Consider the following 13,988-nt stretch of genomic DNA (forward strand, 5'->3'; position numbering starts at 1 on the left):
CTGGTTTCGCTCCTAAAATGCATAGCGCAAACCGGCATAGGCGGCGCGGGCACTGGTCTGGTAAGTGGGGATTTCTTCATAATTGCTGTTGAGCAGGTTTTCAACGCGGCCGTATAACTCCAGTTCAGGCAGCAACGCGTAGCGGATATTCATATCGACGACCTCGTAGTTGTCCACCGGACTGCCATCCGGGGAGCGTGCGTCCCGGGACATGCGGGCGTTGAGCCCCAGTGACAGCTGGCCGCTGCTATGCTGCCACTGCAAGCCGATATTGGCCAGGTGGCGCGGCCGGTATACGCGGTAAGTGCCGGCTGCGGTGTCGGTGTCATTGTAGGTGTAGTTACCCTGCAGGCTGAGTTGTCGCGGCAGGGGTAGCTGCGCTATCAGTTCCACGCCCGAAGAGTCGCTGTCCCCGTCGCCCTGCAGGTAGCCCGAGAAGGCCTGCAGGTCAAAGAAGATCTCGTTTTCCACGCTTTGTGCAAAGTACACGGCTTCCAGCTGCAGCCCGTTACTGCCGTAAAACGCCACACCCAGGTCGTAGCCCTCACTGCGCTCTTCCCGCAGATTGGTGTCGGCGGCGGGCGCGCTGGCAAAAAAGCTGTTGTTATAGGCAATTTCATACAGGCTCGGGGCGCGGAAGCCGGTGCCCCAGCTGCCGCGGAACTTCAGCTCATCGGCACCCATGGGCACAATCCAGGCACCGCTCACACGCCAGGTGTTATGGCGTCCGAAGTCATCGTTATCATCGTGGCGGGCACCGGCGGTGAAATACAGCTGCTCGCCCACGCTACCCTGGTATTCCAGGTAGTACCCCTTCTGGTCGCGTTCGGTATCGAAGCTGCCATCGTCCAGTGTTGCCCGCTCAAGGTCTGCGCCGTAAACCAGTTGCAGGCTGTCACTCGGCGCGAAACTGCCGATATAACTCAAGCGCGACAGTTCACCCTCGGTACCGAAGCCCGGGCGGCCCTCGGTAAACAGCTGGCGCTCGGTCTCACTTCTACTGAAGGCCAGCTCCTGTTGCAGTTGCTCGCCCTGCCAGCTCATGGCGCCGCGCCAGGCCTGCTGCTGGTAATTGTCACTGCAGAGATTGCTGGGGGCAAAGGTATCGCTTGTGAAGCAGCCGTCGTACTGACTGTTGCCCTCGGCATCACGGGCAACCAGTTCCAGCCGTAATTGTTCATTAATGTTCCAGCCCGCACGACCGTGCACGGTGGTATTGTCGTAGCCGTCTTTATCGGCGGGGTTGGTATCCGTGGTGCGGGCGTTATAGCCGTCGGTGCTGAAATCGGTGAGTGCCAGACTGCCGTCGACCTGATCATTACCCGCGGCAATGTTGGCGCTGAGCTGGCGGCTACCATAGCGGCCCGCTTCGGCGCTGATGTCACCCTGTACTCCGGCTTGTGGTGCCCGGGTACTGATATTGACCACGCCGCCGGCGTCGGCACCGTACATCATGCCCTGGGGGCCGCGCAGGATTTCCACCCGTTGCACCCCGGCACTGAGCAGTTGTTCGAAGCGGGGGCCGTGTTGCGGCGCGGTGGTATCGGACACGTCAATACCATCGATCAGCAGCAGGGTGCGGTAGCCTTCTTCCCCGCGAATGCGCAGGGAGGACACCTTGCCGCTGCCACCGGTATTGGTGACTGCGACGCCGGGCTGCGTGCGCAGTACGTCCTGCAGGGAGTTAAAGCCCAGGGCGCGGATATCGGCAAGTTCCACTACCGAGATCGAGGTGCCGACCTCTCGCAGCGGCATGGGTATCCGCGACGAACTGATAACGATTTCTTCCAGGGGTGTGGGCGTTTGGCTACCGGCATAGGCTGGCAGCGTGGTAAGCAGCGCCAGGGCGCCGAGTGCGATTGGTGTTGTTTTCATGTGGTACCTCAATGGCCAAAAAGGGTGGCGATTGAGGGAGGGGTCCAGGGAACGCAATGCAGGATAGGCATCAGGCAACCTTCAATGAAGCCCTCCGCTCCATCGTTGCTCGTGCCAGGCAGGTATCGGGCTCACAGCGAGAGCTGTTGACCGTTGCGGGGGCAGCGGTGGCATCGGCACGGGGCCTCACCACACTTCCCATTTAACCTGCCCAGCCGTGTCGAGTGACACCGGCGGCAGGCACCTGGTACGCGGCGCACTGTAGTGGCTTGTCATGATGGTGTCAATTGTCCCGCTTTTGTCAAAGCGTCGCTGTCGGCTTACGAACCCGCGTCTATGGCGTAGAATAGGGGTATGGCAAAGATCGACAGGAATTCCACAATGACAGTAACAAACGAGCAGCGCGAACGCGTAGCTGCCCTGCTGGGACGTGACCCGCGGGGCCTGGAAGCTATCCCGGTGCTGGACGATGCCGGGGAACCCCGGGTTATCCGGGTATGTTCCCAGGTGGACGGCAAACCTTTTCCAACGTTGTTCTGGCTGGTGGACCCGGTACTCAACTACCGCATTGACCAGGAAGAAGCTCGCGGTTTGATCAAGGTGTTCCAGGGCCGGGTAAACGCGCAGCCCACTCTGCAGGTAGCAATGTGCAACGATCACGAGGCCCACATCAGCCTGCGCGACAGCTACATCTCCAGTGCTTTGCGCAACAGCCTGGAGGCGGCCGGTTTTGCTTCGGTGCTGGCCGGGCGCGGCATCGGTGGCATTGCCGATTTCAGTCGCATCCGCTGCCTGCATACCTGGTATGCCGCACACCTGGTGGTGCCCAACACCATCGGCCGGATGCTGGACGAGTACTGGAGCGCCGCCGCCGCCGCAACAGATGATGGCCGGTTGCCTGTCCATGCAGATTCCTGAACAGCAGATTCTGGGCCAGGCCCGCAGCTGGCTGGCGGCGGGCGATGTCCCGGTGTGGCTGTGTACTATTGTCGCGGCACACGGGTCTTCGCCGCGTCCTCCCGGCTCAATGCTGGCGTGCAACGGCCGCGGCACCCAGGTGGGTTCATTGTCGGGCGGCTGCATAGAGGAAGATTTGCTTGCCCGGCTGCAGCACAATGCGCCTGCCACAGCCGTTGCGGAAATTATTGAATATGGGGTCAGTGCCGAGCAAAACGAGCGCCTCGGGCTGCCCTGTGGTGGCCGCCTGCAGGTATTGGTACAGCCACTGCAGCCCGAGCGCGACCTACCCTGGCTGGAGGCCGCGGTCTCTGCCATTGGTGAGCGTCGCTGCCTGCGCCGGGTGGTTGCCGTGGATGGGGGGGGCACCCGGTATGATGATGAAACACACTATAGTCCACTGGTTTTCACCGGCGCTGAACTGGCCCAGAGTTTCGGTCCGCGCATGCGCCTGCTCCTGGTCGGTGCCGGCCAGCTAAGCCAGTCGCTTGCTGAACTGGCCCTGGCGATGGATTACGAAGTTCTGGTGACCGACCCCCGACAGGCGCTTCGCGAACAGTGGCAGGGTCCGCAGCTGCCGCTTATTGCCGGTATGCCCGACGATGCAGTGCGCGCACATGCCAGTGACCGGCACAGTATTGTGATCACGCTCACTCACGATCCGCGAATTGACGATATGGCATTGATGGAGGCATTAACCACCCAGGCCTGGTATGTCGGCGCCCTCGGGTCCGCCCGGACCACGGCGAAGCGGCTCGAACGCCTGCGCCAGCTTGGCCTGAGTGAAACCGAAATCGCTGCTTTGCACGCCCCGGTAGGGCTCGATATTGGCAGCAAGACGCCACTGGAGATCGCCGTGTCGATCATGGCGCAACTGGTGCAGTTGCGGCGGGAGCGCGGCCGCTCGTGACAGTGGGTGTACTGCTGCTGGCGGCGGGCCGTAGTGCGCGCTATGGCAGCGACAAACGGCTGGCGCGCCTGCCAGCCGGCGAGACCCTGTTGGCCACTGTGGTGGCCAATGTGCAGCGCAGCGGCCTGCCTCTGCGGGTATGCCTGCGTCCCGATGATGGGGCGGCGCGGCAACTGCTGGAGGCGCAGGCGGTGTCTGTGCTTCCCTGTCCCGATTCGGTGCTCGGTATGGGCCATACCATCGCCGATGCCATACCGCTGTTACCGGCTTGCTGGCGCGGGGTACTGATCGCCCTGGCGGACATGCCGGCTATCCAGCCGGAAACCTTTTGCCAGGTTGCCACCGAACTGGTGGAGGGCGCGATAGTGGTGCCTGTCTGGCGGGGGCGGGCGGGGCATCCCGTGGCCTTCAGCAGGGCCTGGTTCGGCGCCCTGGCGAATCTGTCCGGCGACCGGGGTGCGCGGGCGCTGATACAGGCGAACCCGGGGAAGTGTCGCGAAATCGCTGTTACAGACCCGGGTATTTTGCTGGACATCGACCGGCCCTCTGATCTGGTGCTATATTAGGCGACCTTTGTAAGCCGACCCCAGAGAATGTAAAGAGAGTGTAATGAGCAGCACCAACACCGATGATTTACGTATCCAGCGCACTATCGAGCTGGTTGCGCCCGAGCAGTTGATCAGCGACATCGCAGTGAGCGACAGCGCCGCCGGCACCGTAGCCACGGCGCGTCACGGCATTCACCGCATCCTTGCGGGCGAAGACGACCGCCTGGTCGCCGTGGTGGGCCCCTGTTCCATCCACGATCCCGCGGCGGCACGGGATTATGCCCGGCAGTTGAAGACCCTCGCCGATAGTATTGCCGACGATATCCTGGTGGTGATGCGAGTCTATTTTGAAAAGCCCCGCACCACCGTTGGCTGGAAAGGATTGATTAACGACCCGGATCTCAACAACACATTCCAGATCAACAAGGGCCTGCACCTTGCCCGGAAGCTGCTCTCCGACCTGGCTGATATGGGGCTGCCCGCGGGCACTGAATACCTGGATTTGATCAGCCCCCAGTATTACGCCGACCTCATTTCCTGGGGTGCCATTGGTGCCCGCACTACGGAGAGCCAGACTCATCGGGAATTGTCCTCCGGCCTGTCCTGCCCGGTGGGGTTCAAGAACGCGACCGACGGTGATATCCAGGTCGCCATCGATGCCATCAAGTCGGCCTCCCAGCCCCACCATTTCCTGTCGGTGACCAAGCAGGGACACTCCGCGATCTTCCAGACCCGCGGCAATGAGGACTGCCATATTATCCTGCGCGGTGGCAAACATCCCAACTACGATATGTTCTCGGTGGATGACGCCAGCGCCATGCTGGTCAAGGCCGGGCTGCCGGCGCGGATCATGATAGATGCGAGCCACGCCAACAGTCGCAAGATTCCGGCCCGGCAAATTGATGTGCTTCGGGACATCGCCACCCAGGTGGGTCGCGGCAGTCGCAGTATTTGTGGTGTCATGGTGGAGAGTAACCTGGTGGCGGGACGGCAGGATGTGGTAGCCGGACAGTCATTGACTTACGGCCAGAGTATCACCGATCCCTGCATCGGCTGGGATGATACCGTGGAGATGCTGGGCGAGCTCGCGGCGGCGGTGCGCGTCCGGCGCCAGGCCCAGGCCTGACACCGGGGTGGCGCAACTGAGCCCGGAGCGGGCCCACCAGTACTGGCGCCGCAACCTGTGGCTGATGGCGAAGCTGCTGGTGGTCTGGTTCGTGGTCAGTTTTGGTTGCGGTATCCTGTTGGTGGACGAACTCAACCAGTTTCGCATCGGGGGCTATAAGCTGGGGTTCTGGTTTGCCCAGCAGGGATCAATCTATACCTTTGTGGTGATCGTTTTTTACTACACTCGTAAAATGGCGGCGCTGGACCGTGAGTTCGGGATAGAAGAAGACTGATGCCGCTGCAAACGCTCACCTATCTTGTGGTCGGTGCCACGTTTGCACTTTACATCGCGATCGCCCTATGGTCCCGGGCCGGTTCCACCCGCGAATTTTATGTAGCCGGCGCGGGTATTCACCCCATCGCCAACGGCATGGCGACGGCGGCGGACTGGATGTCGGCGGCCTCGTTTATTTCCATGGCCGGCATGATTGCCTTCATGGGCTATGGCGGCTCCGTATTCCTGATGGGCTGGACCGGTGGTTTTGTTATCCTGGCGATGCTGCTGGCGCCCTACCTGCGCAAGTACGGCAAATTCACCGTGCCGGAATTTATCGGCGACCGGTTCTATTCCAAAGGTGCCCGCGCGGTGGCGGTGTTGTGCCTGATCATCTGCTCGGTGACCTACGTGATCGGCCAGATGAAGGGAATAGGGGTGGCGTTCTCCCGCTTCCTGGAAGTGGATTACAGTACCGGTTTGCTGGTGGGCATGTGCATCGTGTTTTTCTACGCGGTACTGGGTGGCATGAAGGGGATTACCTATACCCAGATCGCCCAGTATTGCGTGTTGATATTTGCCTATACCATTCCCGCGATTTTCATTAGCCTGAACCTGACCAATAATCCCATACCGCAACTGGGCCTGGGCAGTACCCTGGCGGGTTCCGACACCCTGCTGCTCGACAAGCTGGACCAGATCGTCACCGACCTGGGTTTTCGCGAGTACACCACCGATGTCCGCCTCAGTACCCTCAACATGTTCGCCTTTACCCTGTCCCTGATGCTCGGCACCGCCGGGCTGCCCCATGTGATCATCCGCTTCTTTACCGTGCCCAGGGTGCGCGATGCCCGCTCCTCCGCAGGGTGGGCGCTGCTGTTCATCGCCATTCTCTACACCACGGCCCCTGCGGTGGCGGGTATGGCGCGGCTCAATTTCATGCAGACCATCGAGCCTGTCCCCGGCGAACCTATGGCGTATGAACAGCGGCCGCAGTGGTTTAAAAACTGGGAGGTTACCGGGTTACTGGGTTTTGAAGACCATAACGAGGACGGCCTGGTGCAGTACGGTGCCGACCCCGCCACCAATGAAATGGTCACCATCGACAATGACATCATGGTACTGGCCAACCCGGAAATCGCCGGGCTGCCAAACTGGGTAATCGCACTGGTCGCCGCCGGGGGACTCGCCGCCGCGCTGTCTACCGCAGCGGGCCTGCTGCTGGCCATTGCCTCGGCGATCTCCCACGATATTCTCAAGGGCATGATTGCCCCGGCTATCAGCGAGAAACAGGAGTTGCTGGCCAGCCGCCTGGCCATGGCGGCGGCAATTGCCGGTGCCGGTTATCTTGGTTTCAATCCGCCCGGGTTTGCCGCCGGTACCGTGGCGCTGGCCTTCGGGCTGGCTGCCTCGTCAATTTTCCCGGCACTGATGATGGGTATTTTTTCAACCCGGGTCACCCGCGAGGGCGCCATCGCCGGCATGCTTGCGGGTATCAGTGTCACCCTGTGCTATGTCTTCCAGCACCAGGGTGTCATGTTCGTCTCCTCCACCAGCTTTCTGGGTGACATGCCCGCCAACTGGTTCTTTGGCATTGAGCCCAACGCGTTCGGCGTAGTGGGTGCAGTGGTGAACTTCACCGTTGCCTTTGCCGTGTCCCGTATCACTGCGCCACCGCCCGCCCAGGTGCGCGACCTGGTGGAAAGCATCCGCGTGCCTACGGGGGCACCGGCGGCGGGCACTCACTAGGGCACCAAGGGAGAGTATTGTTTCTTATACCAATCCCGGCTAGCCACTTCGGAAGGGTGTGCCCGGGGCACAATGATTCGTACAGTAGTGCCAACGCCAGCGGGACTGTCAACGGACGCGGGCACTTATAATAAAGGAATCAATGTGCTGGAAATAGAAAGTCTGCGGCAGCAGGCGATAGCGGAAACAGGCCTGGACGATTTTGGTGCCCCTGCGTTCTACGAAGCCCTTGAACGCTTGCTCGATGCCCTGCATACCGAGGCGCGACTCAATGACTTCGGCCGGATGCGGGCGGAGATGACCATCGTTGCCGGCCTGGGTAAGCGTCTGCAAATTGAGCACTATCTGGGGGAGCATCCGCAGGTGGCGGACGAAGTGATCCGGCGGCCGGTATTCATTGTGGGCTTGCCGCGCACGGGCACCACGGCCCTGCATCATTTGCTGAACCAGGACCCGCTCAACCGGACCCTGCGCTTGTGGGAGGCCCAGAACCCGGTGCCACCGCCGATGTCTGCTACTTATTACACGGATCCTCGTATCGCGGCCCAGGCTGAAAGTGTTGCACTGACCGAAACCTTCCTGCCGGGTTTCAAGCGTACCCACCTGATTGATGCCGAGGAGCCGGACGAATGCTATATGTTGCTCAATCGCAATTTCATGTCGGTGGAATACCCGGCTATGTTCCACATTCCTTCCTACGCCAACTGGCTGTACGCCAACCTGTGTCGGTCGGACAGTTACGAATATCATCGCCGCCAGTTACAGCTGTTGCAGTCACAGCACCCGGGTAACTGGGTACTGAAAGCACCCTTCCACCAGCTTGGCCTGCGCGAAATCCTGCGGGTCTACCCGGACGCCATCATCCTGCAGACCCATCGCGCGCCCATGGCGTTTGTGGCCTCCGGCTGCAGTTTCAATGAGCTGTTGCGGCGCAGCAGTAGTGACATTATTGACCGTGCTGAAATCGGTCGTGACTGGATGACCATGCTCGACGCCTATACCCGAACATTCGAGGCCGATCGCGCGGCACTTGAGCCCGCGCATCCCGGCCAATTCATCGATCTTACCCACGATGACCTGCTGAGCGATCCCTGGCCCGTTATTGAACAGATTTACAGCCTGCGCGGCCTGGTCCTCACCGACAGTACGCGCGCGGCCATGCGGCAGTGGCTGGCCGCGCACCCGCGTGCACAGCACGGACAGCATCAGTACCGGCTCGAGGATTACAGTATCGACCGCGGCGAGGTCGAGACCCTGTTTGGTGATTATGCCCGGCGCTACGGCCTGGCAATGGACGAGGAGATTACACAGTGAACGATAATGTGAAAGCGGCGGAAGCTCGTGTCCTGGACGGCAGTGTCTGGGCGGATTTTTGCGACGCGCTGAAAGAGGCCGGCCAGCTGCTGGATGCGGAACAGGCACCGCAGGATGTATTCAGTCGCACCGAGGGCTATCGTTACCTGTCCCGGATGCTGCGTGCCGGGCTGGAGAGTTTTCTGGAGTCGGGTGACCCACTGTTTCCAGAGCTGCGCTGCCCGGCCCATGAAACCATCAAGCTCGGCGCCGACAACCCCGACAACCACTACCAGAGCGCCAGTATCGACCCCAATCACGATTACCGGATCACCGGTACCCGGGGCACGGTCGACTATCTCGGTTTTGGGACGGTGATCAACCGCTACAGTAGCGGTGGCGGGATGAAAACCGACGGCTGGCTCGACTCCCGGGATATGGACATCAATCCGGATGGCACCCTCGAAATCATTGTCAGCCAAAACCGGCAGCCCGGTAACTGGCTGCCCATGGGACCCGAGACCAATTCGCTGAACGTGCGCCAGACCTTCCAGGACCGACGTAGTGAAACCCGTGCTGAAATCCGCATTGAGCGCATCGGCGCCGAACACGAGAGACCGGCGCCGCTCAGTGCTGAAAAGCTGGACCGTGGTCTCCTGGGGGCCGTGCAGTTCATGCGCAATACCACCGGCCTGTTTGAAGGCTGGGCCGAGAGCTTCCTGCCCACCGTGAACCAGGTCGCACCCGCGGACCAGGCCTATTGCCAGGCAATCGGCGGTGACCCCAACATCTACTATTTCCACAGCAGCTGGGAGCTGGCAGAGGACGAGGCGTTGCTGATCCACGCGCCCGAGGTGCCCGACTGCCAGACCTGGAATTTTGTGCTGCAGAACTGGTGGATGGAGTCCCTGGACTATCGTTACCACACCATTCATTACAACAAACACAGTGCCCATTACGAGCCCGATGGCAGCGTGGTGATCGTGGTCTCACACCAGCAACCGCCCCAGGCCAACTGGGTGGAAACCGCGGGCCACCGCCGTGGCACCCTGTGCTGGCGCTGGATAGGGGCGAGCGAGCACCCGCCGGTCAATGCCAGAGTGGTGAAATTCAGCGAGCTGGCTCTGGCCTGAGGGCAGGCGGAGAGTCCTGCGCGATGGGCAGTGCCGTTGTCAGCTTGATTTCACGCAGGGCGATATTGGATTTGATCTGGGAAATCTGTGGCAGGGTGAACAGGAAGCCCTCCACAAAGGCGTCAAAGCTCTCAATATTGGTGGTGACGACCCTGAGGATAAAATCCGCCTCGCCGGTGGTCACAAAGCACTCCATGACCTCGGATCTTTGCATGACCGCGGCTTCGAACTCGGCGGTGCTCTCGCGTACATGGCGCGCCAGGGTGATGTGGATAAAGGCACACAGGTTCAGGTTGACCCGGGCCCTGTTCAGTATCGCCGTATAACCCTCGATAACGCCGCTGTCCTCCAGGGCTTTCATGCGCCGCCAACAGGCGGCAGGTGAAATGTCGGCGATTTCCGCCAGCCGCTGATTGCTGACCCGGCCCTGCTGCTGCAGCGTCTGCAGTATCCTGATATCCGTGCGATCCATAATTTTTTTGATCCGGAATGTTGAAGAATCTTTCTTTTTTAAGAGATATATGTATAGGTTCTTCGAATTATACCGGTTATCTCCTAAATAATCGAAAGCACATTCCAGCCTGAAGGGATTACAGTAGCAGTGTCACCTTCATTTGGATTCCACCATGAGCCAGTCCCCGATTACGCCCGCACTCGATATCTATGAGCTTGAGGACCGCTATCTGCGCAGCACGGGCCGGGTATTCCTGACCGGCACCCAGGCCCTGGTGCGGCTACCGATGTTGCAGCGTGAGCTGGATCGTCGGCAGAAGCTGAATACCGCCGGTTTTATTTCCGGTTACCGCGGTTCTCCCCTGGGGGCGTACGATCTCGAATTGTGGCGAGCCGACCGGTTCCTGCGGGAACACGATATCGAGTTCCTGCCGGCGGTGAATGAAGACCTGGCGGCGACCGCCATCCTGGGCACCCAGCAGGTAGAGACCGACTCTGCGCGTGAGGTCGATGGTGTGTTTTCGATCTGGTATGGCAAGGGGCCCGGGGTGGATCGCTCCGGAGACGCGCTCAAGCATGGCAATGCCTATGGCAGCTCTCCCCATGGCGGGGTCCTGGTCATTGCCGGTGACGACCACGGCTGCGTGTCATCCAGCATGTCGCACCAGTCGGACGTCGCCTTCATGGCGTATTTTATGCCTACTCTCAACCCGGCAACGGTCGCGGAATACATCGAGTATGGGCTTTACGGTTTTGCCCTGTCGCGCTATTCGGGTACCTGGGTGGGCTTCAAGGCCATATCGGAAACCGTGGAAAGCGCGGCATCGGTAGATCTCGCCTGTGTGCGTGAGTTCAGGACGCCGGAAGACTACGTGGCGCCAGAGTACGGCTTGCATTATCGCTGGCCGGATCTGCCGGGGCCACAGGTGGAAGGGCGGATGGTTGCCAAGCTGGAAGCGGTACGGGCTTTCGCCCGGGCCAATCCCATCGACCGCGCAATCTACAATCTCCCCGACGCCAAATTCGGCATCATTACCACCGGCAAGGGTCACCTGGACCTGATGGAGGCGTTGCGGCTGCTGGGTATCGATGAGCAGCGCGCCCGGGCGCTGGGTATTGATATTTATAAAATCGGGATGGTGTGGCCGCTGGAAACACAAGGTGCCCGCGCGTTCCTGCGGGGCAAGCAGGAAGTGCTGGTGGTGGAGGAAAAGCGCGGCATTATTGAAAGTGGGCTAAAGGAGGCGCTGTACGACTACCAGAGTGACAAGCCCAGCCGGATGGTGGGCAAGTACGACGAGGAGGGCCGTCCGCTGGTCCCCTGGACAGGAGAGCTGAGTCCCGCCCTGCTGGCACCGATTGTCGCCGCACGCATAAGCCATGAGTATCCGGAGGTACGTTTTGACCGGGAACTGGCGGCACTGCAAGCCCGCCAGGTGACCGTGGTGGCGCCCACCGACGTCAAGCGCACTCCTTATTTTTGCGCGGGCTGTCCCCACAATACCTCAACCCGGGTGCCGGAAGGCAGCAAGGCACTGGCCGGTATCGGGTGCCATTTCATGGCCTCCTGGATGGACCGCAATACCGAATCCCTTATCCAGATGGGCGGCGAGGGCGTTAATTGGGTAGGTAAATCCCGGTTTATCGGCAACGGACATGTTTTCCAGAACCTGGGGGAAGGCACCTATTTTCACTCGGGCTATATGGCGATCCGCCAGGCTGTGGCGGCCGCGACCAACATTACCTATAAAATCCTGTTTAACGATGCGGTGGCCATGACCGGCGGCCAGCCCGTTGACGGGGTAATCACCGTTCCCGGCATAGCCAGCCAGGTGCGTGCCGAAGGGGTGCAGACCATTGCAGTGGTGAGCGACGAACCCGAGAAATACACCAATAAAACGTTATTTCCCCCGCAGACGCAGTTTTACCATCGGGACCTGCTGGATACGGTACAACGGGAACTGCGAGAGATTCCCGGGGTGACGGTACTGATTTATGACCAGACCTGTGCGGCGGAAAAAAGACGCCTGCGCAAGAAGGGCGCCTATCCCGACCCCGACCGGCGCATGTTCATCAACCAGGCCGTGTGCGAAGGCTGCGGCGACTGCTCAGTCCAGTCAAACTGTCTTTCCATCTATCCGGTCGACACACCGCTGGGGCGCAAACGCAAAATCGACCAGTCCTCGTGCAACAAGGATTATTCCTGTGTAAAAGGATTTTGTCCCAGCTTTGTCTCCGTCTCCGGCGGCCGTTTGAGAAAACCCGCGGTGGATACTGCGGGCCAGGACTTTGAACGACGGGTTGCCGAACTGCCCCTGCCACCGACAGCGGACCTGGCGGATAACTTCAACCTGCTGGTCGGCGGCATCGGGGGCACCGGCGTGGTAACGGTGGGTGCGCTGATCACCATGGCGGCCCATCTTGAGGGCAAGGGTGCGAGTGTCCTGGATTTTACCGGTTTTGCCCAGAAGGGCGGCGCGGTTATCAGTCACATCCGCATCGGTAGCAGCCCCGCCAGCCTGAACCAGGTGCGGATTGCCGATGGTCATGCCGACGCGCTGGTGGCCTGTGACATCGTGGTCGGCACCGACGCCAGGTCGCTGGCCGTGTTGGCGAAGGACCGCACCCGGGTGCTGGTGAATCACAGTGAAGTGCCCAGCGGCCAGTTTGTTCGCGACCGCAATTCGACGATCAGGATGGGTGAGCGTATCGAGGCACTTGCCGGCGCCGTCGGCAAGGACAATCTGCACACTGTGGCCGCCAATGAGCTGATGGAACGCATTCTCGGCAACACCGTGTATGCGAATGTGTTCCTGCTGGGGCATGCCTGGCAACAGGGCCTGGTGCCGGTCTCCAGGGCCGCGCTGGAGCGGGCACTCGAACTCAACGGCGTTAATGTCACCGAAAACCTGCAGGCCTTCGGCTGGGGCAGAATTGCCGCGCAAGATCCTGATTATGTCTCCCGCATGGCGGGGCTTGTGGATGTGATCAGGTTGCCGGAGTCACTGGATGAGATCGTGGCCTACCGCGCCGGTCTGCTGGTGGAATACCAGAACAAGGCGTATGCCGGGGACTACGAGGCTCGTATTGCCCAGGTACGGGCTCGCGAGCGTGAAGTAACGCCGGGCCGAAGCGGCCTTAGTGAAGCGATTGCCCGCAACCTCTACAAGCTGCTCGCCTACAAGGATGAGTATGAAGTGGCGCGCCTGTACACCGACGGCAGCTTTCGCAAACAGCTCGCGGAGACTTTTGAGGGCGACTACACACTCAAATTCCACCTTGCGCCGCCAATCTTCAACCGCGGTGTGGATGAGCAGGGGCGCCCGCGTAAACGTACGTTTGGTCCCTGGATGCTGCCTGTTTTTGCGCTGCTGGCCAGGTGCAGGGGCGTGCGCGGGAGCTGGCTGGATCCCTTCAGTCGCCTGCCTGACCGGCGCCAGGAGCGAGCCCTGATCACCGATTACCAGGCGCTGGTGGAGGATCTGCTGGCGGGCCTCACCGCGGAAAATTACGCTATTGCCCTGGAATGCGCGAATCTTCCCGACCAGATTCGCGGCTATGGGCCGGTAAAAGCGGAATCGATTACTGCGTACCAGCAACTGCGGACAAACCTGTTGCGGCGCTTCCATAACCCGGATGATAGCGTCCAGCTCCATCCTGCCATTGAGTCCGCGGCCGGCTGAACGGCA

The 13,988-nt window shown here is 60.7% G+C and carries 11 protein-coding genes and 1 riboswitch; of the genes, 9 read left to right on the plus strand and 2 right to left on the minus strand.

What is annotated here, in order from left to right:
* Positions 1 to 12: 12 nt before the first annotated feature.
* Complete coding sequence (locus CWI75_RS06390) at positions 13 to 1,875, minus strand: TonB-dependent receptor plug domain-containing protein (protein WP_101520649.1); 1,863 nt, start codon at positions 1,873 to 1,875, stop codon at positions 13 to 15.
* Positions 1,876 to 1,975: 100 nt separating this feature from the next.
* Positions 1,976 to 2,138, minus strand: a riboswitch (cobalamin riboswitch).
* Positions 2,139 to 2,256: 118 nt separating this feature from the next.
* Between CWI75_RS06390 and CWI75_RS06395 the strand changes: the two genes are divergently transcribed.
* From CWI75_RS06395 to CWI75_RS06430, 8 genes are all read left to right on the plus strand, one after another.
* Positions 2,257 to 2,793: a DUF501 domain-containing protein gene (locus tag CWI75_RS06395; RefSeq protein ID WP_241521103.1), complete on the plus strand. Its 537-nt coding sequence runs from the start codon at positions 2,257 to 2,259 to the stop codon at positions 2,791 to 2,793.
* Entirely contained in the window at positions 2,780 to 3,742 is a 963-nt protein-coding gene (locus tag CWI75_RS06400; protein WP_101520999.1) for an XdhC family protein, read from the plus strand. The genes CWI75_RS06395 and CWI75_RS06400 overlap by 14 nt, the downstream gene beginning before the upstream one ends.
* Positions 3,739 to 4,308: a nucleotidyltransferase family protein gene (locus CWI75_RS06405; protein WP_101520651.1), complete on the plus strand. Its 570-nt coding sequence runs from the start codon at positions 3,739 to 3,741 to the stop codon at positions 4,306 to 4,308. Before CWI75_RS06400 ends, CWI75_RS06405 begins: the two co-directional genes overlap by 4 nt.
* A 43-nt stretch (positions 4,309 to 4,351) precedes the next feature.
* Complete coding sequence (locus CWI75_RS06410) at positions 4,352 to 5,416, plus strand: 3-deoxy-7-phosphoheptulonate synthase (RefSeq protein ID WP_101520652.1); 1,065 nt, start codon at positions 4,352 to 4,354, stop codon at positions 5,414 to 5,416.
* A 7-nt stretch (positions 5,417 to 5,423) separates the two neighbouring features.
* A complete protein-coding gene (locus CWI75_RS06415; RefSeq protein WP_101520653.1) occupies positions 5,424 to 5,690 on the plus strand; it encodes a DUF4212 domain-containing protein in 267 nt (88 codons plus the stop codon).
* The gene (locus CWI75_RS06420; protein ID WP_101520654.1) at positions 5,690 to 7,420 is read left to right on the plus strand and encodes a sodium:solute symporter family protein; all 1,731 of its coding nucleotides are present in this window, start codon (positions 5,690 to 5,692) and stop codon (positions 7,418 to 7,420) included. The genes CWI75_RS06415 and CWI75_RS06420 overlap by 1 nt, the downstream gene beginning before the upstream one ends.
* A 144-nt stretch (positions 7,421 to 7,564) precedes the next feature.
* On the plus strand, positions 7,565 to 8,734 hold the full coding sequence (locus CWI75_RS06425; RefSeq protein WP_162300009.1) for a sulfotransferase family protein: 1,170 nt from the start codon (positions 7,565 to 7,567) through the stop codon (positions 8,732 to 8,734).
* The gene (locus CWI75_RS06430) at positions 8,731 to 9,846 is read left to right on the plus strand and encodes a DUF1214 domain-containing protein (RefSeq protein ID WP_101520656.1); all 1,116 of its coding nucleotides are present in this window, start codon (positions 8,731 to 8,733) and stop codon (positions 9,844 to 9,846) included. The genes CWI75_RS06425 and CWI75_RS06430 overlap by 4 nt, the downstream gene beginning before the upstream one ends.
* Here CWI75_RS06430 and CWI75_RS06435 read toward each other — a convergent pair.
* Entirely contained in the window at positions 9,824 to 10,318 is a 495-nt protein-coding gene (locus CWI75_RS06435) for an Lrp/AsnC family transcriptional regulator (protein ID WP_101520657.1), read from the minus strand. The genes CWI75_RS06430 and CWI75_RS06435 overlap by 23 nt on opposite strands.
* Positions 10,319 to 10,472: 154 nt before the next feature.
* Here CWI75_RS06435 and CWI75_RS06440 point away from each other — a divergent pair, with 154 nt between their 5' ends.
* Positions 10,473 to 13,982, plus strand: a complete 3,510-nt coding sequence (locus CWI75_RS06440) for an indolepyruvate ferredoxin oxidoreductase family protein (RefSeq protein WP_101520658.1) — start codon at positions 10,473 to 10,475, stop codon at positions 13,980 to 13,982.
* Positions 13,983 to 13,988 lie beyond the last annotated feature (6 nt).

Source organism: Kineobactrum sediminis (assembly GCF_002868715.1).
In the GTDB taxonomy this organism is placed as follows: domain Bacteria; phylum Pseudomonadota; class Gammaproteobacteria; order Pseudomonadales; family Halieaceae; genus Kineobactrum; species Kineobactrum sediminis.

Coding starts and splice junctions, on each gene's coding strand:
- CWI75_RS06390 (WP_101520649.1), bottom strand. CDS start 1,875: ATGAAAACAACACCAATCGCACTCGGCGCCCTGGCGCTGCTTACCACG.
- CWI75_RS06395 (WP_241521103.1), top strand. CDS start 2,257: ATGACAGTAACAAACGAGCAGCGCGAACGCGTAGCTGCCCTGCTGGGA.
- CWI75_RS06400 (WP_101520999.1), top strand. CDS start 2,780: ATGCAGATTCCTGAACAGCAGATTCTGGGCCAGGCCCGCAGCTGGCTG.
- CWI75_RS06410 (WP_101520652.1), top strand. CDS start 4,352: ATGAGCAGCACCAACACCGATGATTTACGTATCCAGCGCACTATCGAG.
- CWI75_RS06420 (WP_101520654.1), top strand. CDS start 5,690: ATGCCGCTGCAAACGCTCACCTATCTTGTGGTCGGTGCCACGTTTGCA.
- CWI75_RS06435 (WP_101520657.1), bottom strand. CDS start 10,318: ATGGATCGCACGGATATCAGGATACTGCAGACGCTGCAGCAGCAGGGC.
- CWI75_RS06440 (WP_101520658.1), top strand. CDS start 10,473: ATGAGCCAGTCCCCGATTACGCCCGCACTCGATATCTATGAGCTTGAG.